The sequence below is a fragment of the Streptomyces sp. NPDC001351 genome, assembly GCF_042896045.1.
In the GTDB taxonomy this organism is placed as follows: domain Bacteria; phylum Actinomycetota; class Actinomycetes; order Streptomycetales; family Streptomycetaceae; genus Streptomyces.
Genome location: NZ_JBIAWS010000006.1, coordinates 248,758 through 271,256, shown reverse-complemented (window position 1 = coordinate 271,256; position 22,499 = coordinate 248,758). Strand labels below are relative to the sequence as shown.

Genomic DNA, 22,499 nt, shown 5'->3' with positions numbered 1-22,499 from the left:
CCCACGGCGCCCCCGTTCTCTCCCTGCGGAGCTACCGCACCCCGGTGGCGTCCAGCTCGTCGGCGAGGCTGTTGACCGGCTGTGGGGCGCCCGTGAGGTCCAGGACGAACAGCGGGACGCCGAGGGTGTCCGCGCGAGCGCGGGCGTCGGTGGCGTAGCCCGCCAGGGAGAAGTAGGCGCAGGACGCCGACTCCGTCATGGCGGTCAGCCACAGGCACTCCACGTCCCGCAGCGAGGCCGGGCGCACGGTCGGGTCGACCTGGGCCAGCAGGCCGCGGGCGGCGATGCCGATGCCGGACGGGGGCCGCTGGTCGGCCCGGCGGATGTCCCGGTAGCCGAGCCAGCGCAGATACACGGCGGCGGCCGTCACCGCGTCCCGGGCGGTGCGGATGGTGACGGGCTGGAAGGGCCGGCGGCGCTGTGCCGGGGCGGGGGCGGCCTCGGTGCCCGCCTGTGCCGTGGTGGTCTGCCCGGCCACGGCGAGCCGCAGCACCGTCCCGCACTCACAGCCCAGCTCCGGGCGCGGCCACTGGTCCCGGCGGCCGCAGGAGCCGCACTGCAGCGTGATCCAGTCCTCCGCCCAGGCCCGATGGGTGACGGCCGTCGCCGTCCCGTGCCGGTCCAGCGGCGGGGCGACCGGCGCCCCGCACGTGCACGGATACGACGGCGCCGCATACAGGTGCTCGCGTCCGCAGGCCGGACAGCGCACCGAGACGCTCTCTGACATGGCCCACATCGTCCCCCAGCGAGCCCCCGCTTGTCCGTCTCTTGACGGCCTTCCTCCACCCACCTACATTGCTTCCAGATAGTAGAAAACAGTTTCCGCACTGTGGAATATGTGGAGACGGAAGCCGATTACGGAAGAGCTCACCGCGGGGCGCGACGGGAGGGCTGGTCCGACAGCCGAAGCAGGAGTACTCGATGGCACGTATGACCGCTGCCCGCGCGGCAGTTGAGATCCTCAAGCGCGAGGGCGTCACCAACGCGTTCGGTGTGCCCGGCGCGGCGATCAACCCGTTCTACGCGGCGCTCAAGGCCTCCGGCGGCATCAACCACACCCTCGCCCGCCATGTGGAGGGCGCCTCGCACATGGCCGAGGGCTACACCCGCACCCACCCGGGCAACATCGGTGTCTGCATCGGCACCTCGGGGCCCGCGGGAACCGACATGATCACCGGCCTGTACTCGGCGATCGGGGACTCCATCCCGATCCTGTGCATCACCGGCCAGGCGCCGACCGCCGTGATCCACAAAGAGGACTTCCAGGCCGTCGACATCGCCTCGATCGCCAAGCCGGTCGCGAAAATGGCGGTCACGGTGCTCGAGGCCGCCCAGGTGCCCGGCGTCTTCCAGCAGGCCTTCCATCTGATGCGCTCCGCCCGTCCCGGCCCGGTCCTCATCGACCTGCCGATCGACGTGCAGCTCACCGAGATCGAGTTCGACCCGGAGACGTACGAGCCGCTCCCGGTCTACAAGCCGGCCGCCACCCGCGCCCAGATCGAGAAGGCGATCGGGCTGCTGAACGAGTCCGAGCGACCGCTGATCGTCGCGGGCGGCGGTGTCATCAACGCCGACGCGGCCGAACTCCTCGTCGAGTTCGCCGAGTTGACGGGCATTCCGGTCGTCCCGACCCTGATGGGCTGGGGTGTCCTGCCCGACGACCACGAGCTGAACGCCGGCATGGTCGGCCTGCAGACCTCCCACCGCTACGGCAACGCGACCTTCCTGGAGTCCGACTTCGTCCTCGGCATCGGCAACCGCTGGGCCAACCGCCACACCGGCAAGCTCGACGTCTACACGGCCGGCCGCAGGTTCGTCCACGTCGACATCGAGCCCACCCAGATCGGCAAGATCTTCGCCCCGGACTACGGCATCGCCTCCGACGCGAAGGCGGCCCTGGAGCTCTTCGTCGAGGTGGCAAGGGAGCTGAGGGCGGCCGGCAGGCTGCCCGACCGCTCCGCCTGGGCGGCCTCGGCGCAGGAGAAGAAGGCGACTCTCCAGCGCCGTACGCACTTCGACGACATCCCGATCAAGCCGCAGCGCGTCTACGAGGAGATGAACAAGGCGTTCGGACCCGAGACCCGCTACGTCTCCACGATCGGCCTGTCCCAGATCGCCGGCGCCCAGATGCTGCACGTCTACAAGCCCCGCCACTGGATCAACTGCGGCCAGGCGGGCCCCCTCGGCTGGACCGTCCCGGCCGCGCTGGGCGTCGCGAAGGCGGACCCGGAGGCGCAGGTCGTCGCCCTGTCCGGCGACTACGACTTCCAGTTCATGATCGAGGAACTGGCGGTCGGTGCGCAGCACAAGATCCCGTACGTCCATGTCCTGGTGAACAACGCCTACCTGGGCCTGATCCGGCAGGCGCAGCGGGCGTTCGACATCGACTTCCAGGTCAAGCTGGAGTTCGAGAACATCAACTCGCCCGAGCTCGGCGTCTACGGCGTCGACCACGTCAAGGTCGCCGAGGGCCTGGGCTGCAAGGCGATCCGGGTGACCGACCCGAACGAGCTGGGTGCGGCCCTGGAGCAGGCCAAGAAGCTCGCCGCCGAGTTCCAGGTGCCGGTCGTCGTCGAGGCGATCCTGGAGCGCGTCACCAACATCGCCATGTCGACCACCAACGACATCAGCAACGTCGTGGAGTTCGAGGAGCTCGCGACCGAGCCGGGGCACGCCCCGACGTCGATCAGGACGCTGAAGGTCTGACCCGGCCGACAGCTGAGGGGCGGTCCAACCTGCCGGTTGGGCCGCCCCTTTCGCGTGCCCGGCTCCGCGGAGCCGTCCCCCGTTTCCCCCGTGAGATCCCCCGTTTCCCCCGTGCGATCTCCCGGTTCCCCCGTCATGGAGCCCGCCGCCCCCGTGTCGGCGGGCCCCATGTGACGTGAATATGCCCTCCGTTGGGTGCGGCTGAAGCTTCTTGAACCATGTTCAGAGCTGGATTTGAGGTTTGCGTAGACGTCCTACGTTCCAGGGCGTACGCGTACGCGTGTGCTCACGCCCCCTCGTGGTGTTCCGACAGCCCCGGCCAGTCGTCCGGGCCGCCGCCCTGCCACTCGATGAGGTCGCTCTCCTCGACGTCCGTGACGTACAGGTCGGCCAGGCGCAGGATCTCGCTGACGTCGTCGACGTGCGTGGCGATCCCCAGCGTCTCGTCGCCCTCCGTGACCCGCCGGGAGCCGTCCAGGGCCGGCGAGTGCACCACGATGTGCGGATGCTCGGTTGGATGTGCCATGCCTTCAGCGTCCTGCGGGCCGCGCCGATCCGCACCACGAACGCCGAAAGGCGCCGGATGCGGGACCGTCCGCATCCGGCGCCTTTCGGCCGGTGAGGTCTTCTGTTGTGGCCGTCCGGCGGTGCGAGGCTGGGCGCGACAGAACGTTCGCGCCGCCGGACGGAGTCTCGGGGTGCTGCAGAAAGTGGCTGGGACCGCGGCGGGTGCGACGGAGCCGCGGCACTGCTTCCCTCAGGTCGAAGAAGCAGTGCCCGGGACCTTCACCACCGCACTGGCTCGCACGCCGCCGCGGTCCTTGCCTCGCCCGCCACCGCCGGCCGGCCACCCCTCATCCGGGCCGTCCGGCGGTTACGGGCCGCCTGTGGGTCAGTCCTCGCGCAGGGCGCGGACCGCCTCCTCCACACGCTTGCCGTACTCGGGGTCGGCGGCGTGGAAGTGGGCCAGGTTCTTCTCGATCACGTCGTCGCGGGAGACCTGGGAGAGGCCGCCGGCGATGTTGGCGATCAGACGGGACTGCTCGTCCGCGGACATCAGGCGGTACAGCTCGCCCGCCTGGAAGAAGTCGTCGTCCTTGGTGTGCAGCGGGGCCTCGTGGGTGCCGGTGTGGCCGGCCAGGGCCAGCGGGGCGGACAGCGGGCGGCCGGTCTCCACCGGGCCGTCGTACGAGTTCGGCTCGTAGTTCTTCGCCCCGCGGCCCTGGGCGTTGACCGCCATGAAGCCGTCGCGTCCGTAGTTCCGCGCGGTCGTCGCCTTCGGCGCGTTCACCGCGAGCAGGGTGTGGTTGACGCCCAGGCGGTAGCGGTGGGCGTCCGCGTAGGCGAACAGACGGCCCTGGAGCATCTTGTCCGGCGAGGGGCCGATGCCGGGCACGAAGTTGTTCGGGGAGAACGCGGCCTGCTCGACCTCGGCGAAGACGTTGTCCGGGTTGCGGTCGAGGACCAGGCGGCCCACGCGCTGCAGCGGGTAGTCCCGGTGCGGCCACACCTTGGTGAGGTCGAAGGGGTTGAAGCGGTAGTCCGCCGCCTCGGCCGCCGGCATGATCTGGACGTAGAGGGTCCAGGAGGGGTTCACCCCGCGCTCGATGGCCTGCAGCAGGTCCGTCTGGTGCGAGTTGGGGTCCTTGCCCGCGATCTCGGCGGCCTGCTCGGAGGACAGGGAGCGGACGCCCTGGTTGGTCTTGAAGTGGTACTTGACGAAGAAGGCCTCGCCGTCGGCGTTCGTCCACTGGTAGGTGTGCGAGCCGTAGCCGTTCATGTGGCGGTACGAGGCCGGGATGCCGCGGTCGCCCATCAGCCAGGTCACCTGGTGCGTGGCCTCGGGGGAGTGCGCCCAGAAGTCCCAGACGTTGTCCGGCTCCTGACGGCCCGTGAACGGGTCGCGCTTCTGCGAGTGGATGAAGTCCGGGAACTTGATCGGGTCCTTGATGAAGAACACGGGGGTGTTGTTTCCGACGAGGTCGTAATTGCCCTCTTCGGTATAGAACTTGACCGCGAAACCGCGCGGGTCGCGGACCGCGTCCGCACCGCCCAGCGAGTCGGCCACCGTCGAGAAGCGCAGGAAGACCTCGGTGCGCTTGCCGACCGTGCTCAGGAAGTCGGCGTACGTGAACCCGGTGACGTCGTCCGTCACCTCGAAGTAGCCGTAGGCGCCCGAGCCGCGGGCGTGCACCACGCGCTCCGGGATGCGCTCGCGGTTGAAGCGCGCCAGCTTCTCCAGGAGGTGCTGGTCCTGGAGCAGGAGCGGTCCGCCGATGCCGGCGGAGGCGGAATTCTGGTTGTCGGCGACCGGGGCGCCGGACTCGGTCGTGAGCACGCGCTTCGACATCGTGGACCTTCCGTGCGGGTGTCAGCGGAAACTTGTTTCCGCTTCGTGGAGCCTAAGAGTGGGCGGATCGAGCGTCAACAGTTTGTTGAAGTTGATTCCGGGTCGCGGCGCCGCCTGGGCGCGACAGGACAGGTGTCAGCGGCGCCGCGACCCGGAAGTCTCAGAGCTGAGCGCCCGAGAGGCGCTCGACCGCCCGCAGCAGGGCCGAGTGGTCCAGGCCGCCGTCGCCCTGCGCGCGCAGGCTGGCGACCAGCTGGGCCACCACGGCACCGACGGGCAGGGCGGCGCCGACGTTGCGGGCGGCGTCGGTGACGATGCCCATGTCCTTGTGGTGCAGGTCGATACGGAAGCCCGGCTTGAAGTCGCGGGCGAGGAAGTTGTCCTTCTTCCGCGTCAGCACGGTCGAGCCCGCGAGGCCGCCGTTGAGGACGTCCAGCGCCGCCTTGAGGTCCACGCCGGACTTCTCCAGGAACACCACGGCCTCGGCGCACGCCTGGATGTTCACGGCGACGATCAGCTGGTTGGCGGCCTTCACGGTCTGACCCGAGCCGTGTGGACCGCACAGCACGATGGTCTTGCCGAGCGCCTCCAGGATCGGCTTCGCCAGGTCGAAGTCGGCCTGCTCACCGCCGACCATGATCGACAGCACGGCCTCGATGGCACCGGCCTCACCGCCGGACACCGGCGCGTCCAGCACCCGGATGCCCTTGTCCTGGGCGGCCTTCGCCAGGTCCACGGACGTCTGCGGCGTGATGGACGACATGTCGATCAGCAGCGCGCCCGACCTCGCGTTCTCCAGGATGCCGTCGGGGCCGTAGGAAATGGCCTCGACCTGCGGCGAGGCGGGCACCATCGTGATGATCACGTCGGCGTCCCGCACGGCCTCGGCGATGGACCCGGCCACGGTGCCGCCGGCTGCCGCCAGGCGGTCCAGCTTGTCCTGCTCCAGGGTGAACCCGGTGACGTCGTAACCCGCCTTGATCAGGTTCTCGGACATGGGGGAGCCCATGATGCCGAGGCCGATCCAGGCGATCTTGGGGAGGGTGCTCATGATGGGGGTACCTCTCTGAACTGCATTGCTACGTCAGTGATGTGGCGCCGGTGGGCGAAACTCAGCCCGTCCGGCGTTTGAGGACGAGGCCGTTCAGGCCGAAGCGGGGGGCACGGTCACCGAGCGGCGCGGTACTCCACCGGCAGCCAGCCGAAGGCCTCCGCGCTGGGGCGGTCGCCCGGCTTGTACTCCAGGCCGACCCAGCCTTCGTATCCGGCCTTCTTGAGCTGGTCGAGGAGCTCCTCCAGCGGGAGCGAGCCGGTGCCCGGCGCCCCGCGGCCCGGGTTGTCGGCGATCTGCACATGGCCGGTCCTGGCGGCGTACTGCTCGATCACCGAAGGCAGGTCCTCGCCGTTCATGGACAGGTGGTACAGGTCCATGAGGAACTTCGCGTTGCCGAGCCCCGTCGCGGCGTTGACCTTGTCGACGATGCCGATGCCGGCCGGTGCGGACACCAGCGGGTAGAGCGGCGACTCGGGCCGGTTGAGCGTCTCGATCAGCAGGATCGCGCCGATGCGGTCGGCGGCGCGGGCCGCGAGGACCAGGTTCTCCAGGGCCAGCGCGTCCTGCTCGGCGGGGTCCACGCCCTCGACGCGGTTGCCGTACAGCGCGTTGAGCGCCTTGGTGCCGAGCGACTGGGCGAAGTTCGCCGCCACTTCGATGTTGGCGCGGAACTTCTCGGACTCCTCGCCGGGGATAGACAGGGCGCCGCGGTCGGGGCCGGGGAGCTGTCCGGCGTAGAAGTTCAGGCCCGTGAGCCGGACGCCCGCGTCCTCGATCGCCTTCTTCAGGGCGTCGAGCTCGGACTGCTCGGGGGTGGGGGAGTCGACCCAGGGCCACCACAGCTCGACCGCGGTGAAGCCGGCCGCGGCGGCGGCCGCGGGGCGCTCCAGGAGCGGGAGTTCCGTGAAGAGGATCGACAGGTTGACGTTGAAGCGCTGGTCGTCGAATCCCATGGAGGTCGGCGCTCCCTTCCGTGCTGGCTAGTTATTTCGTATCGCGGAAGTTGATTTCTGCTTAATGGAAGACTGCCTGGGGTGGAGGAGGGCTGTCAAGGGCGTCGGCACAAAAAAGGCCCCCGCACATGAGGTGCGGGGGCAGGTCGAAGGGGCTGATCAGAGGGCGTCGACGGCGCTCACCTTCCAGCCCTCGGAGGTACGGCTCATCGTCATCCGCACCCGGTTGAGGTCCAGCCGGGAGCCCGAGACCTGGGTGCTCTGCGTGACCTGGTTGACGAAGAGCAGGACCGTGACCTCGTCCGGCGAGGCCGAGGCGACGGAGGCCGCGGGGACGGTCGCCTTCACCACCCCGTGGTACTTCTGCGCCGTCGGCCCGACCACCGTCCTCGTGGTCTTCCCGTACTGGTCCATGAAGTGCCCGGTCAGCAGCGTACGGGCCCGGGCGAAGTCACGGTCCAGATGCCGGTAGTCGTACGACAGCACGACCGGCGCCGCCTTCTTCGCGGCCGCGAGCGCCTGCGACCGCGCGCTCTCCGCCTGTTGTCCCTGCGCGTACTGCCGTCCGAGCAGTGCGGCGGCGACCACGGCCGCCACCAGCAGGACGCCGAGCACCGCGGGAAGCAGCCGCCGCCCGGGCCTGGGCGGGGGCGCGCTCCCCTCTGGCTCCGCGAGGGCATCCGGGTCCTGTTCCAGCGGCTGCGGTGACGGCTCCGGCGGGTCGTCCCAGCGGTCCGGGGCCGGCGGCTCGGGCCGCTGCAGGTGCTCGACCCGCTTGGCGCGCTTGGCCGCCGCACGGGCGGCCGCGCTCATCGTGCGGCTCCGGGTGGTCGGGTTCGCCATGGTCGTACTCCTCACTGGGGCCCGTCAGCCCACGAACTCGACGTCGGAGGTCAGCCAGCGCCCGCCCCGGTACACCAGGTCGAGCTGCAGCCGGTAGGTGCGCGCCTCCCCCTGGGGCGCGGCGGTGTTGCTGACCTTGCTGTCGGCGACCACCAGGACGCGGCCCGAGCGGGCGTCGGAGCGGACGATGCCGGCGTCCAGGACCTGCCCCTCGGACACCGACTTGTTCTCGGCGACGAGCTTGGTCAGCTGTGCCGTCTGCGCGGTGAACTGCTTCTTGAAGTCACCGGTGGCGCCCTTGAGGACGTTCGCGCTGTCCCGGTCGTAGTGCCGGTAGTCGAGCGAGGTGAAGTTCAGCGCGGACTGACGGGCAGCGGCCAGGAGGTCCTGGCGCCGCTGTTCCGTCACGTGCCGGTCGTGCACCGCGAAGCCGAACCAGCCGGCGACCGCGGCGGTGAGGACGGTCGCCGCGACCAGCCCCACCGTCAGGACCCTGTTCATGCCATCGGGCCGACGAGCAGCCATTGCCACGACTCCTTTCCGAACACCGTCTGCTGACCGCCCGTCGAGCCGATCTCGACGGGCCTTCCGTCCGGGCCGGTCGCGGTGCCGGTGTCCGGGTCGTACGGAGTGATGTACGCCGCCTGGTTCGCGCCGCCGGACGACGCGCCGGGGGCGTTCTGCGCGCCCCGCACCGATGTCTTGCCACCGCGCGGGGCGGCACAGTGCGCGTCCGTGTTGGCCGCACGGGTGCTGGTGTCCGAGGGGTCGCGCCAGGTGGTGCCGTACCCCTTGGTGCACGGCGGCGGGTCGCCCGCGTTCACCACCAGCCCGAAGTGGGTGGTGCCGTCGCCGGGGACGACCGTGTAGCTGCCCGCGACCAGCGCCGGGAAGGTGACGAGGGCCTGCTCCACACCGGGCAGATGCGCCAGCGTGACCCGGCCGCCGCTGATCAGGTTGGCCAGCAGCACGGACAGTCCGGGGCCGGTCGACCTCAGCAGCGAGTCGACCTGCTGCGCGGCCGGTGTCGCGTTGCCGATCACCTTGCGCAGGTCCCCGTCGCTCGACTTCAACTGTGCGCTGAGCGCCGCCAGATCGTGCGCGAACGACTTGATGGACGAGCCCTGGTCGGCCTGTGTCTTGAGGACCTTCCGCGAGTTCTCGATCAGCGAGATCGTCTCGGGCAGCGACTGGGACGCCGACTCCACGAGTGCGTTGCCCGAGTCCACCAGGCGGCTCAGGTTCGGGCCGGTGCCGTCGAAGGCCTTGCCCAGCTCGTCGACGGTGACCCGCAGATCGTTCTTGCCGACCGAGTTCACCAGCCGGTCCAGGCTGAGGACCAGGTCCGTCGTGGGCAGCGGCACGCGGGTGCTGCCGCGCGGGATGGCGCTGCCGTCGAGCAGGTACGGGCCGTGGGAGGTGCGCGGCTGCAGATCGACGTACTGCTCGCCCACCGCCGACCGGTCCGCCACCACCGCGAGGGTGTCCGCCGGGATGCGCGGCGCCCCGTCCTTGATGTCGAGGGCGACCGAGACGCCCCCGGAGCCGCTCAGCCGCAGCGCGCCGACCTTGCCCACGGGGACCCCGCGGTAGGTGACCTCCGCGCCGGGGAAGATGCCCCCGGAGTCGCCGAAGTCGGCCTGCACGGTGTAGCCGCGGCCGAGGACGTCGTCCACCAGGCCGGTGTACCGGGCGCCGACGTACGACACCCCGACCGCGGTGACGGCGGCGAAGGCCACCAGCTGGGCCTTGACCGTACGGGTGATCACGGCTGGACCCCTTTCAGCATCAGCTCGGCGAGCGCGAGGTCGATGCCCTCGGGCGGCCTTGTTCCGGTCGTGTAGCGGCCGGTGGTGTAGCTGCTCGTGCACACCGGCGGACACAGCGGCCCGCCGCCGCCCGGCGGTGACGACGGCACGGAGGGCGACGACGGCAGGCTCGGTGTGCTGGGCAGCGGTGCCGGCGTCGGGACGCTCGGCAGATGCGGGAGGCCGGGGGCGGTGGGGCCGCCCGGCGTCGGTGAACCGCCGCTGCCGTGGCCGGAGCTGCCGCCTGCCAGATTCCCGTACAGGTCGGCCAGATTGAGATCCGCGGTGATGTGCAGATTGACGTAGTCGCCCTTGACGGCGTCCACGGCATTGCGCGGGAACGGGTAAGTGGTCAGCAGCTCAAGGGAGTTGGGTAGGTCGTTGCCCGACTTGTTCAGCTGCTGCAGGATCGGCCGGAGCTCCCTGAGGTTCGCGACCGTGTCGTCGTGCGAGGCATTGACCACCTTGGTGCCCGCCTTGCCGAACTTCGACAGGGCGGTGAGCATCTTCGTCAGGTTGCGGCGCTGGTCGGCCAGGACCTTCAGGGCGGGCGGCATGGTGTCGACGGCCTCGGCGATGGTTTTCTTCTCCTTTCCGAGCCGCGCGGCGAGCCGGTCGACGGCCTTGATGGCGTGGATGATGTCGGCCTTCTGCCGGTCCAGTCCGCCGACGAACGTGTTCAGCTCCTTCAGCAGTGATCTGACCCGGTTCTCCCGGCCGTCCAGGGCCTTGTTCAGCTCCACGGTGATCGTCTTCAGCTGGGCGACGCCACCGCCGTTGAGCAGGGCGGACAGTGCGGAGAGCACCTCCTCGACCTCCGGGTTGCGGCCGCTGCGGGAGAGCGGGATGCGGTCGCCGTCGCGGAGCCGGCCCACGGGGGCGGTGCCGGTCGGGGGTGCGAGCGCCACGTACTTCTCGCCGAGCAGGCTGGTCTGCCGCAGTTCGGCGACCGCGTTCGCGGGCAGCTTCACCGAGTCGGCGACCCGCAGCCGTACGCGCGCGTGCCAGCCGTCCAGCTCCACCTTCTCCACCGCGCCGACGGTGACGTCGTCGACCTTCACCGCCGACTGCGGCACCAGGTCGAGGACGTCACGGAAGTCGACGGTGACGTGGTAGGCGTGTCCGTCGTCGGCCGCGCCGCCGGGCAGCGGGACGTCGTACCAGCCGTTGAACTCGCAGCCGGACAGCAGCAGCGAACCGGCCGCCGCCCAGGCGAGCGCCCCGGCCTTGCGTCGTGTGCTCATGCGCGCGCCCCCAGGATCCCGCCGAGCGTCCGGTCGACCGTGCCGGTCACCGCGGTGCCCTGCGTGGGCAGTTGGGGCAGCGAGTCGAAGAGCTTCTTCAGCTGCCCGCAGTCGGGGTTCTTGCCGCCCGCGTCGCCGGTCGTCCGCAGGATCGAGCACAGCAGGGAGGCCGGATCCTGTGCCTGCTGGGCGTTGTTGCGGGTGTCGAGGGTGCCGGAGGACGGGTTGTAGGCGTTGTTGAGGTTCGACATGCCCGTGGGCGCGACCCGCAACAGCTCGTCCAGGGCGGCCCGTTGGGTGACGAGCACCTTGGTCACCTTGCTGAGGCCCTTCACGTCCGAGGTCAGCGACTTCTTGTTGTTCTTCACGAAGGCGGACACGTCGCCGAGCGCCGTCCCCAGGTTCGTCAGCGCGTCCGCGAGGTCCTGACGCTCGCCCGAGAGCTGCTGCGCGACCTCGGCGAGACTGGTGTCGAAGGACCGCACGCTCTTGTCGTCGGCCGCCAGCGCCGCCGTGAACACCTGGAGGTTCCGCACCGTCCCGAACAGGTTCTTGCGGCCGTCGGACAGGGTGGTGACCGCCTGCGACAGGTCCTGCACGGTCCGGTTGAGGTTGGCGCCCTGCCCGTCGAGGTTGTCCGCGCTCACCCCGAGCAGCCGGGACAGGGAGCCGTCCTTGTTGGCGCCCTTGGGGCCCAGCGCCTCGGCCGTGGTGTGCAGGCTGTCGAAGATCCGGTCCAGTTCCACGGGTACGGCGGTGCGGTTCTCGGGGATGACGGCACCGCTGTGCATGACCGGCCCCTTCCGGTACACCGGCAGCAGCTGCACATAACGGTCGCTGACCACCGAGGAGTTGATGATCGCGGCCTGGGCGTCGGCGGGGACCTTGCGCCCCCGGTCGTACTCCAGCTCCACCCGCACCCGCTCGCCCTCGGGCGTGATCTTCTTGACCTCGCCGATGCGGACGCCGAGGACGCGGACGTCCGAGCCGGGGTAGATGCCGACCGTGCGCGGGAAGTACGCGGTGATGCGCACCGGCTCGGGCCGCGGCCACAGCACATAGGTGAGGGCGGCGACCAGGGCGAGTGCGGTGAGCACGGCCAGGCGTGTCGTCAGGCGCTTCACCGAGTGCCTCCCGTCCGAGGCGTCACCGGGGCGGCGACCAGGTTCTGGACGTAGGAGTCGAACCAGCGGCCGTTGCCCAGGGCGTTGGTGAAGACGCGCACATACGGCGCGAGCAGCTGCACGCTGCGGTCGAGGCTTGCCTGGTTGCGTTCGAGCATCTGCACCACACGCTTCAGGCCCTCAAGCGCGGGCCCGATCTCCTTCTCGTTGTCCTGGACCAGCCCGGAGAGCTCGATGCCGAGCGCGGCGGAGGTCTTCAGCAGCCGGTGGATCGCCTCCCGCCGCCTGCTGATCTCCCGAAACAGCTGGTCGCCGTCCTTGACCAGGGCGGTGAAGTCCTTGGAGCGCTCGGCGAGCACGCCGGTCGTGCCGTTCGCGTGGTCGAGGAGTTCACCGAGGGCCCGGTCGCGGGAGGCGACCGTGCGGGAGATCTCCGACAGGCCCTTGATGGACGCCCGCACCTCGGCGGGCGAGTCCTGGAAGGTGGCGGAGATGGTGTCCAGGGCCTTCGCGAGCCGCCCGGTGTCGACCTTCTCCGTGGTGGTGGTCAGGTCGCTGAACGCCTGCACGACGTCGTACGCCGGGACGGTGCGCCGCAGCGGGATCTCGCTGCCCGGCCGCAACTGGCCCGGCCCCTCGGGCTGCAGCGCGAGGTACTTCGCGCCGAGGATCGTCTTGATCCGGATCGACGCGCCGGTGTCGGTGCCGAAGCGCGGATCGCCCTTGACCTTGAAGGTGACCTTGACGTGGTCGCCGTCCAGGTCGACGGTCTCGACCTTGCCGACCTTCACCCCGGCGATCCGCACCTCGTCACCGGGCTTGAGCCCGCCCGCCTCCGAGAAGGCCGCGCTGTAGGTGGTGCCGCCGCCGATGAACGGCAGGCTGTCGGCGTTGAACGCGGCCACGGTCAGCAGCGCGAGGACGGTGAGACCGACGGCCCCGATGACCACGGGGTTGCGTTCGCGGAACGGGATCAGGCGTGGCCGCCGGATCCGTATGCGCGGCAGCCTGGGCGGGTCGATGCGCACCTTCATCATGGGCTGCGGGCGCGGTGCCGCCGGGCGCGGCTGCGGCTGCGGCTTGGGCTTCGGGCGCCGCAGGCGAGGCGGGTCGATGCGCACCTTCATCAGCGGTTCCGGCCTGCGCGGGCGGGGCGCACGCCGGGGCAGCCGTGGCTTCGGCAGCTTCGGCAGCTTCGGCAGCTTCGGCAGCTTCGGCGGGTCGATGCGGACCTTCACCAGCGGTTCCGGGCGGGTCTTCCGGCTCATGATCCGCACCTCGCCCTCGCCACGTGCAGATCGGGGGTGAGCGCCTGCTTCGTCTTCGGCAGCACGATCCGGCCGTCGAAGTCGCAGAGGTAGAAGTTGAACCAGGAACCGTAGGACGCGGTCCCCGTCAGTGCGTTGAGCTTGTTCGGCAGCCGCTGCAGGACGCCCTCCACGGTCTTCTCGTTGTCGTTCAGCGTGCCGGTGAGATCGGTCAGCTGGGCGATGTCGTCCTTCAGCGGCGGCCGCGCGTCCTTCAGCAGCCCCGAGGTGGCGTCCGTCAGATCGCCGATGTTCACCAGCGACTGGCCGATGGGCGCCCGGTCGGCGGACAGCCCGGAGACCACCCGCCGCAGCTGCAGGAGCAGTTCGGAGAAGCGGGAGCCGCGCTTGTCCAGCGTCTTCAGCACGGTGTTGAGGTTGTCGATCACGGAGCCGATCAGCTTGTCCCGGCCGGCCAGGGTCGTGGTGAGCGAAGCGGTGTGCGCCAGCAGGCTGTTGACGGTGCCGCCCTCGCCCTGCAGCGTCTTGATGATCTCGGTGGCGAGCTGGTTGACGTCCTGCGGGCTGAGCGCGGCGAACAGCGGCTTGAAGCCGTTCAGCAGGGCGTTCAGGTCCAGCGCGGGCTGCGTCCGCTGCAGCGGGATGGTGCCGCCGGGCTTCAGCGGGGTGCCGTCGCCCGCGCCCTCGGTGAGGGCGACGTACCGCTGCCCGACCAGGTTGCGGTAGCGGATGACCGCATGGGTGCTGGTGAGCAGCGGCCGGTCGGCGCCGACGGTGAAGGTGATCTCCGCCAGCGTACGGTCCTTGATCCGGATGCCCTGGACCTGGCCGACCCGCACTCCGGCGACCCGGATGTCGTCGCCCTTCTCCAGGCCGGTGACATCGCTGAAGACGGCACGGTAGGTGCGGTCGGGCGTGAAGGAGAGATTCACGATGGTGGCGGCGAGCAGCGCCGTCGCCACGATCGTCACCAGCGCGAACAGGCTGAACTTGATCAGGGGAGCGGCGGTCTGCCGCGCTGCCGAGGTCCTCATACGACGCTCACCGCCGTCCCGCGCGCCATCGGCCCGAACAGCAGCGTCGCGACCGGCGGCACCTCGTCGGCGGGCACCCCCATGACGGGCGACACCAGCGAGCCGACCGCCCGCTGTTCGGCCCGGGTGGCGGAGACACCGAGCGGACCGGACGGACCGCCGCTGCGGGAACCGTCGTTGAGATGGAACCCCGGTGCGGGCACGGCAGGATGCGGCAGATCACGGCAGTTCGGCCCGGACCGGTCGGCGTAGCGCGGCTCCTCGCCGGGCTGGTAGGCCCCCTGCTGCCGTACGACCTCGAGGGTGATGTGCATCTTGCCGCCCCGGAACGCCTGCTCGGAGGCCTGCTCCTCGTGGACCAGCCCCGCGAGGAGACACGGGTACTCGGGGGAGTAGCGGGCGAAGAGTTCGAGGGTCGGGCGGGAGACCTGCCCCAGGGTGATCAACCGGTCGCCGTTCTCGTCGAGGAAGCCTTGTGCGGTGCCGGCGGCGCCGGCCGTCGTGGTGAGGGCCGACGCCAGCCGGTCCCGCTCCGCGACCAGCGTGCGGCTGGTGGTCACGGTGTTGCGCAGGATCTCCATCAGGTCCGGCGCCGCGTCGCCGTACACCTGGGCGACATCGGCCAGCCGGGCGAAGTCCTCGGTGAGAGACGGCAGATGGGGATTGAGGCGGTGCAGATAGTCCTCCACGCGCGTGAGGTTGTCGCCGATCCGGTCGCCGCGGCCCTCCAGGGCGGTGGCGAACGCGGAGAGCGTGGCGTTGAGCTTGCCGGGCTGCACGGTCCGCAGCAGCGGCAGCAGGTCGTTCATCACCTGCTGCAGCTCGATGCCGACGCGGGTGCGGTCCTGGGTGATGACGTCACCGGCGCGGATGGGCCGGGCCGAGGAGCGGGCGGGTGCGACCAGGTCGACGTACTTCTCGCCGAACAGCGTCTTCGGCAGCAGGCGGGCCCGTACGTCGGAGGGGATGTCGGCGGCGTACTCCGGCTTGAGCGCGATGTCGAGCGTCGCCCTGTGCCCGTCGGCGTGCACCGAGCGCACCTCGCCGACCAGCAGGCCGCGCAGTTTGACGTCGGCGCGCGGGTCGAGCTGGTTGCCCAGGCTGTCGGCCTCCAGCCTGATCCGTACGACCGGCGTGAACGCCTGCCGGTACACGGCGACGGACAGCGACAGCAGCAGGGCGAGCACGGCGAGGAACACCACGCCGTACAACCGCAGTCTCCACACCCTCATACGGTTCACCCCGCAATCCGCACGGTCGTGTTGGCGCCCCAGATGGCCAACGAGAGGAAGAAATCAAGGACGTTGATGGCGACGATCGAGGTCCGCACGGCACGGCCCACCGCGACGCCGACACCCGCCGGACCGCCGCTCGCGTAGTAGCCGTAGAAGCAGTGCACGAGGATGATCAGGACGGCGAAGACCAGCACCTTCCCGAAGGACCACAGCACGTCGACCGGCGGCAGGTACTGCTGGAAGTAGTGGTCGTAGGTGCCGGCCGACTGCCCGTAGTAGCCGGTGGTGATGGTGCGGGCGGCGAGGTAGGAGGACAGCAGCCCGATCACGTACAGCGGGATCACGGCCACGAACCCGGCGATCATCCGCGTGGTCACCAGGAACGGCAGCGAGGGCACGCCCATGACCTCCAGGGCGTCGGTCTCCTCGCTGATCCGCATCGCGCCGAGCTGGGCGGTGAAGCCCGCGCCGACGGTCGCGGACAGGGCCAGCCCCGCGACCAGCGGGGCGATCTCACGGGTGTTGAAGTACGCCGACAGGAACGCCACGAAGTTGGAGGTGCCGAGCTGGTTGAGGGCCGCGTACCCCTGGAGCCCCACCTCGGTGCCGGTGAAGAAGGACAGAAAGGCGATCACGCCGACCGTGCCGCCCACGACGGCGAGAGCGCCGCGGCCGAAGCTCACCTCGGCGAGCAGCCGCAGGATCTCCTTCTTGTACCGGCGCACGGTACGGCCCGTCCACGCCAACGACCGTCCGTAGAAGGAGAGTTGACGGCCGAGCTCCTCCAGACTCCTCAACACTGCCATGTCTGTGCCTCAGCCCCTCTGCGGGACGACCTGGAAATACACCGCGGTCATCACGAAGTTCGTCACGAACAGCAACATGAAGGTGATCACCACCGACTGGTTCACGGCGTCGCCCACACCCTTCGGGCCGCCCTTCGCGGTCAGTCCCTTGTACGAGGCGACGATCGCCGCGATCGCCCCGAAGACCAGCGCCTTGATCTCGGCCGCCCACAGGTCGGAGAGCTGGGCGAGGGTGGTGAAGGAGGCGAGATAGGCGCCCGGGGTGCCGTTCTGCAGGACGACGTTGAAGAAGTAGCCGCCGGCGACGCCGACCACCGACACCAGTCCGTTGAGCAGCACCGCCACCACCATCGAGGCCAGCACCCGGGGTACGACCAGCCGGTGGATGGGATCGATGCCGAGGACCTGCATCGCGTCGATCTCCTCGCGGATCTTCCGCGCCCCGAGGTCCGCGCAGATCGCGGTGCCGCCGGCGCCCGCGATCAGCAGCGCGGTGACGATCGGCGAGGCCTCGCGCAGCACCGCCAGGACGGAGGCGGCCCCGGAGAAGGACTGGGCGCCGAGCTGTCGCGTCAGGCTGCCGATCTGCAGAGCGATGACCGCCCCGAAGGGAATGGACACGAGCGCGGTCGGCAGGATGGTCACGCTGGCGACGAACCAGGCCTGCTGGATGAACTCCCGTGCCTGGAACGGCCGTCGGGGCATGGTCCGGACGACGTCCAGCGCCATCGCGAACAGGTTCCCCGACTGCCGCAGCGCTCCGGTCGGCGACAGTCTCATACGTCCGCCACCGCCTTCCGGCGCCGCAGTTCGGCTTCGCGCCGGGCGATCGCCTCCCAGCGTGGTGGCCGGGTGATGCCCGGCCCCGGCAGCAGGCGGGGAGTCAGAGCCTGGCTGCCGGGTGTCCGCGCGGTCTCACTGCCGCCGAGCGCGGCCAGCTCCTGCTCGACCTGGGCGGCGTCCTTCTCCTCCGCCATGCCGATCGGGCCCTGCATCCGCCCGTTCAGAAACTGCCTGACGACCGGCTCGTCACTGGTCAGCAGCTCCTCCCGCGGCCCGAACATGACCAGCTCGCGGCGGAACAGCAGCCCGATGTTGTCCGGCACCTGGCGGGCGGAGGCGATGTCGTGGGTGACGATCAGGAAGGTCGCGTCGATCTGGGCGTTGAGGTCGACGATGAGCTGGTTGAGATAGGCGACGCGGACGGGGTCGAGACCGGAGTCCGGCTCGTCGAAGAGAATGATCTCGGGATCGAGGACCAGCGCCCGCGCCAGCCCCGCCCGCTTCCGCATGCCCCCGGATATCTCGCCGGGCAGCTTCGCCTCCGAGCCGATGAGCCCGACCATGTCCATCTTCTCCAGCACGATGCGCCGGATCTCGCTCTCGGACTTACGGGTGTGCTCGCGCAGCGGGAACGCGATGTTGTCGTAGAGGTTCATCGAGCCGAACAGCGCGCCGTCCTGGAACAGCACCCCGAACAGCTTCCGCACCTCGTACAGCTCGTGCTCGCGCAGCCGTGTGATGTCCCGCCCCGCGATCTTCACGCTGCCCCGCTCCGGCTTCAGCAGCCCGACGAGCGTCTTGAGGAACACCGACTTGCCGGTGCCTGAGGGGCCGAGCATGACGGACACCTCCCCGGCGGGCAGCGTCAGCGAGACGTCCTGCCAGATGACCTGGTGACCGAAGGACTTGGTCAGCCCTTCCACACAGATCTCGACACCCATCCGGTCCACCTCTCGGCCCCTGGAGCAGCTCCGACATCTGCTCTACGGGGAGGGGCGGGGGGTCCGTCGCGGGGGAGACGGATTTTTTTCCGAGGGGTGGGCGCGGGGTGGGGGCACCGCTTCAGTGGGCGGGTGCTGCCCCGGCGGCGCGACCGCCCGCTTTACGGCAGCCCGGTCGGTGTCGGTGCCGGGAGCGAGACCGGCGCGGAGGGGGTGGCGGGAGCCTTCGGGAGGCTGGGCAGCGTCGTCGCCGGTGTGGGGACGTCCGGCAGGGCGGAGAGGGTGGGGGCGCTCGGGAGGTTCGGGACCTCGGGGACGGCCGGGACCTCGGCCAGTGATGCCTTCGGGAGGGGCGGTACCGACAGGGGGAGCAGGGAGCTCTTGTGGGGGCCGGCCGACGGTGTCGGTGCGGTCGACAGCTCGCGGGCGTGCGCGGTGGGCGTGCGGCCCGCGCTTGTGGGGCGTACCGTCTCGGCGGCTTTCCCGGGGGCGGGGGACGCGGCCGGCGGGGGAGTCGTGGCCGGGTGGCCGCCGTCCAGGGCGTACGGCAGGACGAAACCCGCCACCGCCAGCGTGGCCGCCGTCGACGCGGCCGCCACCGCCTGCGCCTTGCCGCCCGCCCGCAGCCGCCCCCGCCCGAACAGGAACAGCACGAACCCGAGCGTCCCGGCGAGCGAGGCGCGCAGCGTCCGCCGGGCCCGGGCCAGCAGCGACTCGACGGTCCGGTAGCTGAGCCCCATCCGCACCGCGACCTGGCTCACGTCCAGGTCCTCGGACTTCAGCCGCAGCGCCTCCGCCTGCCGTGCGGGCAGCTCACCGCTGCGCACCGCCAGCCACTTGGCCTCCGCCCGGTCGCACACGGCCTCCTCCACCGGCACCGGCCCTGGCGCGATCAGGGTCGGGCTGGTGCGGACCTCGGCCTCACGGTTGACCTGCCGGTACCGGTCGACGCACAACCGCATGGTCACCGTCGTCAGCCACGCCCCGAGCCGCTCGTCGTCCAGATCCGGCCGCTCGGCGGCGCGCAGCATCGCCTCGTGCACCGCGTCCTCGGCGTCCTCCTGGCTCATCGACCTGCGCCGGGCCACCCTGAGCAGCTGCTCCCGGTGGCTCCACATGCGCCGCCAACGTTCCTCGGCAGCTCTTGCCTCCGCAGGCATCTCCGTCGCCATGAGGGCCCCTTTGCGCTCACCGCCTGTGTCATGTCTCCGGCCGGCGCGCGCCCGGCACGCAGCCGCCTGGCGCTGATCCGGCCAGTGACAGGACACAGGCGCACCCACCGGTCTCGTCCCAGCCCGGCGGATGGCGACATTACCGCCCGGTAGCGGCGGTTGTGGAGGGGGCAGCGGTCATCGAGTCCGCGCCGTTACTGGTCAGCCGCTGGTCAGCGGGAGGCCGCTGGGCAGCACGTCGTCGGTCGGCAGGGCGATGGACGGGGTGGGCATCGGGGTGAGGGGTTCGGGTGAAGTACCGGCTGTCGGGAGTGAGTTGGACGGGCGTGGAGAGGCGGGTACGGACGGGGTGGTGCGCGGCCGAGGGGACGGCTTCGGTGGCGTTTTCGGGGTCGGTGTGGGTTTCGCGGCGTGTGAGGATCCGGGACGCGCCGAGGCCCGTACCGACGAACCCGCGGAGCCGTCCGGCACGACCGTGTGCCCCTCCAGGAAGTACGCGTACCAGGCCTTCACCGTGCGCAGATAGGCCCGAGAGTGGTTGTAGCCGAGGATCGCCCGGTCCAGCCCCGTCGGCGCGGACAGGTCCCCGCCGGCCGCGCACAGATACCGCCCGGCAGCCAGCGCCGCGTCGAAGACGTTGCCCGGGTCGGCCCGCCCGTCGCCGTTGCCGTCCGCTCCCCAGCGCGCCCAGGTGGACGGAATGAACTGCATCGGGCCCACCGCGCGGTCGTACACCGCGTCCCCGTCGTACGCGCCACCGTCCGTGTCCGGTACGACGGCGAAGGCACCGCCGTCCAGACGCGGGCCCAGGATCGGCGTCACGGTGGTGCCGTCCGCACTGACCCGGCCGCCGTCCGCCTGCCCCGACTCCACCTGCCCGATGGCGGCCAGCAGCTGCCAGCGCAGCCCGCAGCCGGGCGCGGTGCGCGCGAGCTCCGCCTCGGCACGGCGGTACGCGGCGAACACCGTCGCGGGCACCGCGCCGCCCGCGACCGCCGGTGCCCCGCCCGCGTGGCCCTCGTGGCCCTCGTGCCTCCGCGTGAGCGGGGGAAGCTCCGTGCGGTACGGGGCGTCGCCGGACACGCTCGGCCCGTGCTCGGCGGGCTGCGCCACCGACGCCTCCGCCCGTGCCGGGATCACCCCCGGCGCCTGCGAGGCGGTCAGCGCCGCCATCGCCGCCGCTGCCACCGCCGTACCCCTGACCCGTCTGACCCTGCGCCCTGTCACCTTGCGGTCCCCTCCCTGAGAACTCCTGTCACCTGCTCTACGGGGGAGGACGGCACGTCCGTCGCGGCGTGCCTACCCTGAAGGTGTGGCCCGGTCCAACGACGAGGTCGCCGCGCTGCTGCAGGAGTACGCGGACCTGATCTCGATCACCGGAGGAGACGCGTTCAAGGCACGCGTCTACGAGAAGGCTGCCCGGTCGGTCGGCGGCCACCACGCCGACGTCGCCACACTCGACCTGGGGGGCCTCCAGCAGATCCCGAACGTCGGGAAGTCGATCGCCCAGAAGGTGCTGGAGTACTTCGACCACGGCAGCGTCTCGGCCGTCGACGAACTGCGCGCGAAGATCCCCGCCGGGGTGCGGCGGCTCACCGCCATCCCCACACTCGGCCCGAAGAAGGCCCTGACGGTCTACGAGGAGCTGGGCATCTCCTCGGTCGAGGAACTGGCCGACGCCATCCACGAGGAGCGGCTGCGCGACCTGAAGGGCTTCGGGCCGAAGACGGAGGAGAACATCCTCCACGGCATCTCGCTGCTGCAGTCCTCCGGGGGACGCGTCCACATCGACCTGGCCATGGGCCTCGCCGACGACATCGTCGCCGAACTGTCCGCCCTGACGGACTGCCTGCGCTGTGCCTACGCGGGGTCGCTGCGGCGGATGCGCGAGACGATCGGCGACATCGACATCCTCGCGGCGGCCACGAGACCGGCCCCGATCATGCGGGCGTTCACCGGGCTGCCGTACGTCACCGAGGTGATCGGCACGGGCGAGAAGAAGACGTCCGTGCGGACCGACAAAGGCCTCAACGTCGATCTGCGGGTCGTACCGCCGGACTCCTGGGGCGCGGCACTGCAGTACTTCACCGGCTCCAAGGCGCACAACATCCGCACCCGCGAACTGGCCGTGCACCAGAAGCTGAAACTCTCCGAGTACGGGCTCTTCGACGTCGAGAGCGGCAAGAAGATCGTCTCCGAGACCGAGGAGGAGGTGTACGCCCGGCTCGGGCTGCCCTGGATCCCGCCGACGCTGCGCGAGGACCGCGGGGAGATCGAGGACGGGCTGCACGGCGAACTGCCCGAACTGGTGACGGAGGCGGACCTGCGCGGCGATCTGCACTCCCACACCGACCTCACCGACGGCCTCGCCCCGCTGGAGGAGATGTGCGAGGCCGCCGCCGCGCGGGGCTGGGCCTACTACGCGATCACCGACCACGGCCCGGACATGGCCATGCAGCGCATGACCGACGAGCGGATGCTCGCCCAGCGCGAGCGGGTGCGCGAGCTCGACGGGACGTACGCCACCCGGGGCAGGCGCGGCGGACTGCGGCTGCTGCACGGCGTCGAGCTGAACATCGGCCCGGACGGCGAGGTGGACTGGCCCGGGGAGTTCCTCGCCGGCTTCGACCTGTGCGTGGCCTCCGTGCACTCGCACTTCAACCAGGGGCGCGAGGCCCTGACCCGGCGGATCGTACGGGCCTGCGAGAACCCCTACGTCAACATCATCGGCCACCCCACCACCCGCATCATCGGCAAGCGGCCCGGCATCGACGCCGACCTGGACGCGGTCTTCGCCGCCTGCGCCCGCACCGGCACGGCCCTGGAGATCAACGCCCATCCGGACCGCCTCGACCTGCGTGACGAGGACATCCTGCGGGCCGGGCGGCACGGCGTGAAGTTCGCCGTCGACAGCGACGCCCACGCCGTCCCCCACCTGGCCAACATGCGCTACGGCATCGGCACCGCTCAGCGCGGCCGGCTCACCCAGGAGGACGTGATCAACACCTGGCCCGAGCGCCGGCTGCGGAGCTTCCTGCGGAAGGGCCGGCAGACGGTGCGGTGACCGGGAGGTCAAAGGGGCGTCAATTCCCAGTGTTTCGCAGGATATTGGCACGTAGCGCATTGACATGACCATGTAAGTCGCGCCAGTGTGTCGGCGTCCTTATGCACGTCCTGC

Annotated in this window: 20 protein-coding genes; 2 read left to right on the top strand and 18 right to left on the bottom strand. The window is 70.6% G+C overall.

Going from position 1 to position 22,499, the window contains the following annotated elements:
* Window positions 1-31: 31 nt before the first annotated feature.
* Window positions 32-736: a hypothetical protein gene (locus tag ACFY1U_RS23565; RefSeq protein WP_390696086.1), complete on the bottom strand. Its 705-nt coding sequence runs from the start codon at window positions 734-736 to the stop codon at window positions 32-34.
* 185 nt (window positions 737-921) lie between these two features.
* Here ACFY1U_RS23565 and gcl point away from each other — a divergent pair, with 185 nt between their 5' ends.
* Window positions 922-2,706: a glyoxylate carboligase gene (gcl, locus tag ACFY1U_RS23560; protein ID WP_390696085.1), complete on the top strand. Its 1,785-nt coding sequence runs from the start codon at window positions 922-924 to the stop codon at window positions 2,704-2,706.
* Between the two features lie 286 nt (window positions 2,707-2,992).
* On the opposite strand, the gene ACFY1U_RS23555 is transcribed toward gcl, so the two are convergent.
* The 17 genes from ACFY1U_RS23555 to ACFY1U_RS23475 form a co-directional block, all read right to left on the bottom strand.
* Entirely contained in the window at window positions 2,993-3,232 is a 240-nt protein-coding gene (locus tag ACFY1U_RS23555) for a hypothetical protein (protein ID WP_390696084.1), read from the bottom strand.
* A 366-nt stretch (window positions 3,233-3,598) separates the two neighbouring features.
* The gene (locus ACFY1U_RS23550; protein ID WP_390696083.1) at window positions 3,599-5,056 is read right to left on the bottom strand and encodes a catalase; all 1,458 of its coding nucleotides are present in this window, start codon (window positions 5,054-5,056) and stop codon (window positions 3,599-3,601) included.
* A gap of 160 nt (window positions 5,057-5,216) precedes the next feature.
* Complete coding sequence (locus tag ACFY1U_RS23545) at window positions 5,217-6,107, bottom strand: 2-hydroxy-3-oxopropionate reductase (RefSeq protein WP_390696082.1); 891 nt, start codon at window positions 6,105-6,107, stop codon at window positions 5,217-5,219.
* A 116-nt stretch (window positions 6,108-6,223) separates the two neighbouring features.
* Window positions 6,224-7,063 carry a TIM barrel protein gene (locus tag ACFY1U_RS23540; protein WP_390696081.1) on the bottom strand — a complete coding sequence of 280 codons (840 nt, stop codon included), beginning with the start codon at window positions 7,061-7,063 and terminating at the stop codon, window positions 6,224-6,226.
* A 159-nt stretch (window positions 7,064-7,222) separates the two neighbouring features.
* The gene (locus tag ACFY1U_RS23535) at window positions 7,223-7,906 is read right to left on the bottom strand and encodes a hypothetical protein (RefSeq protein ID WP_390696080.1); all 684 of its coding nucleotides are present in this window, start codon (window positions 7,904-7,906) and stop codon (window positions 7,223-7,225) included.
* A gap of 24 nt (window positions 7,907-7,930) precedes the next feature.
* Complete coding sequence (locus tag ACFY1U_RS23530) at window positions 7,931-8,431, bottom strand: hypothetical protein (RefSeq protein WP_390696079.1); 501 nt, start codon at window positions 8,429-8,431, stop codon at window positions 7,931-7,933.
* Window positions 8,404-9,675 (bottom strand): MCE family protein, encoded by a 1,272-nt coding sequence (locus ACFY1U_RS23525; RefSeq protein ID WP_390696078.1) that lies wholly within the window; start codon window positions 9,673-9,675, stop codon window positions 8,404-8,406. Before ACFY1U_RS23525 ends, ACFY1U_RS23530 begins: the two co-directional genes overlap by 28 nt.
* Entirely contained in the window at window positions 9,672-10,958 is a 1,287-nt protein-coding gene (locus tag ACFY1U_RS23520; RefSeq protein ID WP_390696077.1) for an MCE family protein, read from the bottom strand. The genes ACFY1U_RS23525 and ACFY1U_RS23520 overlap by 4 nt, the downstream gene beginning before the upstream one ends.
* The gene (locus ACFY1U_RS23515; protein ID WP_390696076.1) at window positions 10,955-12,082 is read right to left on the bottom strand and encodes an MCE family protein; all 1,128 of its coding nucleotides are present in this window, start codon (window positions 12,080-12,082) and stop codon (window positions 10,955-10,957) included. Before ACFY1U_RS23515 ends, ACFY1U_RS23520 begins: the two co-directional genes overlap by 4 nt.
* Complete coding sequence (locus ACFY1U_RS23510) at window positions 12,079-13,059, bottom strand: MCE family protein (RefSeq protein ID WP_390696415.1); 981 nt, start codon at window positions 13,057-13,059, stop codon at window positions 12,079-12,081. The genes ACFY1U_RS23515 and ACFY1U_RS23510 overlap by 4 nt, the downstream gene beginning before the upstream one ends.
* A 287-nt stretch (window positions 13,060-13,346) precedes the next feature.
* Window positions 13,347-14,384, bottom strand: coding sequence for an MCE family protein (locus ACFY1U_RS23505; protein ID WP_390696075.1), 1,038 nt, complete (start codon window positions 14,382-14,384; stop codon window positions 13,347-13,349).
* Complete coding sequence (locus tag ACFY1U_RS23500; protein WP_390696074.1) at window positions 14,381-15,616, bottom strand: MCE family protein; 1,236 nt, start codon at window positions 15,614-15,616, stop codon at window positions 14,381-14,383. The genes ACFY1U_RS23505 and ACFY1U_RS23500 overlap by 4 nt, the downstream gene beginning before the upstream one ends.
* Before the next feature lie 5 nt (window positions 15,617-15,621).
* Window positions 15,622-16,425, bottom strand: a complete 804-nt coding sequence (locus ACFY1U_RS23495) for an ABC transporter permease (RefSeq protein WP_030940498.1) — start codon at window positions 16,423-16,425, stop codon at window positions 15,622-15,624.
* Window positions 16,426-16,434: 9 nt separating this feature from the next.
* Window positions 16,435-17,205 carry an ABC transporter permease gene (locus ACFY1U_RS23490; protein WP_099932182.1) on the bottom strand — a complete coding sequence of 257 codons (771 nt, stop codon included), beginning with the start codon at window positions 17,203-17,205 and terminating at the stop codon, window positions 16,435-16,437.
* Window positions 17,202-18,149 carry an ABC transporter ATP-binding protein gene (locus tag ACFY1U_RS23485; RefSeq protein WP_390696073.1) on the bottom strand — a complete coding sequence of 316 codons (948 nt, stop codon included), beginning with the start codon at window positions 18,147-18,149 and terminating at the stop codon, window positions 17,202-17,204. The genes ACFY1U_RS23490 and ACFY1U_RS23485 overlap by 4 nt, the downstream gene beginning before the upstream one ends.
* A 161-nt stretch (window positions 18,150-18,310) precedes the next feature.
* Window positions 18,311-19,321: a sigma-70 family RNA polymerase sigma factor gene (locus ACFY1U_RS23480; RefSeq protein WP_390696072.1), complete on the bottom strand. Its 1,011-nt coding sequence runs from the start codon at window positions 19,319-19,321 to the stop codon at window positions 18,311-18,313.
* A 201-nt stretch (window positions 19,322-19,522) separates the two neighbouring features.
* Window positions 19,523-20,509 (bottom strand): lytic transglycosylase domain-containing protein, encoded by a 987-nt coding sequence (locus ACFY1U_RS23475; RefSeq protein WP_390696071.1) that lies wholly within the window; start codon window positions 20,507-20,509, stop codon window positions 19,523-19,525.
* A 124-nt stretch (window positions 20,510-20,633) separates the two neighbouring features.
* Between ACFY1U_RS23475 and polX the strand changes: the two genes are divergently transcribed.
* Window positions 20,634-22,385, top strand: a complete 1,752-nt coding sequence (gene polX / locus ACFY1U_RS23470; protein ID WP_390696070.1) for a DNA polymerase/3'-5' exonuclease PolX — start codon at window positions 20,634-20,636, stop codon at window positions 22,383-22,385.
* The last annotated feature ends 114 nt before the right edge of the window (window positions 22,386-22,499 follow it).

What these genes read in the sequence shown, in the direction of transcription:
- ACFY1U_RS23565 (WP_390696086.1), bottom strand. Translation starts at nt 736, where the DNA reads ATGTGGGCCATGTCAGAGAGCGTCTCGGTGCGCTGTCCGGCCTGCGGA.
- gcl (WP_390696085.1), top strand. Translation starts at nt 922, where the DNA reads ATGGCACGTATGACCGCTGCCCGCGCGGCAGTTGAGATCCTCAAGCGC.
- ACFY1U_RS23555 (WP_390696084.1), bottom strand. Translation starts at nt 3,232, where the DNA reads ATGGCACATCCAACCGAGCATCCGCACATCGTGGTGCACTCGCCGGCC.
- ACFY1U_RS23550 (WP_390696083.1), bottom strand. Translation starts at nt 5,056, where the DNA reads ATGTCGAAGCGCGTGCTCACGACCGAGTCCGGCGCCCCGGTCGCCGAC.
- ACFY1U_RS23545 (WP_390696082.1), bottom strand. Translation starts at nt 6,107, where the DNA reads ATGAGCACCCTCCCCAAGATCGCCTGGATCGGCCTCGGCATCATGGGC.
- ACFY1U_RS23540 (WP_390696081.1), bottom strand. Translation starts at nt 7,063, where the DNA reads ATGGGATTCGACGACCAGCGCTTCAACGTCAACCTGTCGATCCTCTTC.
- ACFY1U_RS23535 (WP_390696080.1), bottom strand. Translation starts at nt 7,906, where the DNA reads ATGGCGAACCCGACCACCCGGAGCCGCACGATGAGCGCGGCCGCCCGT.
- ACFY1U_RS23530 (WP_390696079.1), bottom strand. Translation starts at nt 8,431, where the DNA reads ATGGCTGCTCGTCGGCCCGATGGCATGAACAGGGTCCTGACGGTGGGG.
- ACFY1U_RS23520 (WP_390696077.1), bottom strand. Translation starts at nt 10,958, where the DNA reads ATGAGCACACGACGCAAGGCCGGGGCGCTCGCCTGGGCGGCGGCCGGT.
- ACFY1U_RS23505 (WP_390696075.1), bottom strand. Translation starts at nt 14,384, where the DNA reads ATGAGGACCTCGGCAGCGCGGCAGACCGCCGCTCCCCTGATCAAGTTC.
- ACFY1U_RS23500 (WP_390696074.1), bottom strand. Translation starts at nt 15,616, where the DNA reads ATGAGGGTGTGGAGACTGCGGTTGTACGGCGTGGTGTTCCTCGCCGTG.
- ACFY1U_RS23495 (WP_030940498.1), bottom strand. Translation starts at nt 16,425, where the DNA reads ATGGCAGTGTTGAGGAGTCTGGAGGAGCTCGGCCGTCAACTCTCCTTC.
- ACFY1U_RS23490 (WP_099932182.1), bottom strand. Translation starts at nt 17,205, where the DNA reads ATGAGACTGTCGCCGACCGGAGCGCTGCGGCAGTCGGGGAACCTGTTC.
- ACFY1U_RS23485 (WP_390696073.1), bottom strand. Translation starts at nt 18,149, where the DNA reads ATGGGTGTCGAGATCTGTGTGGAAGGGCTGACCAAGTCCTTCGGTCAC.
- ACFY1U_RS23480 (WP_390696072.1), bottom strand. Translation starts at nt 19,321, where the DNA reads ATGGCGACGGAGATGCCTGCGGAGGCAAGAGCTGCCGAGGAACGTTGG.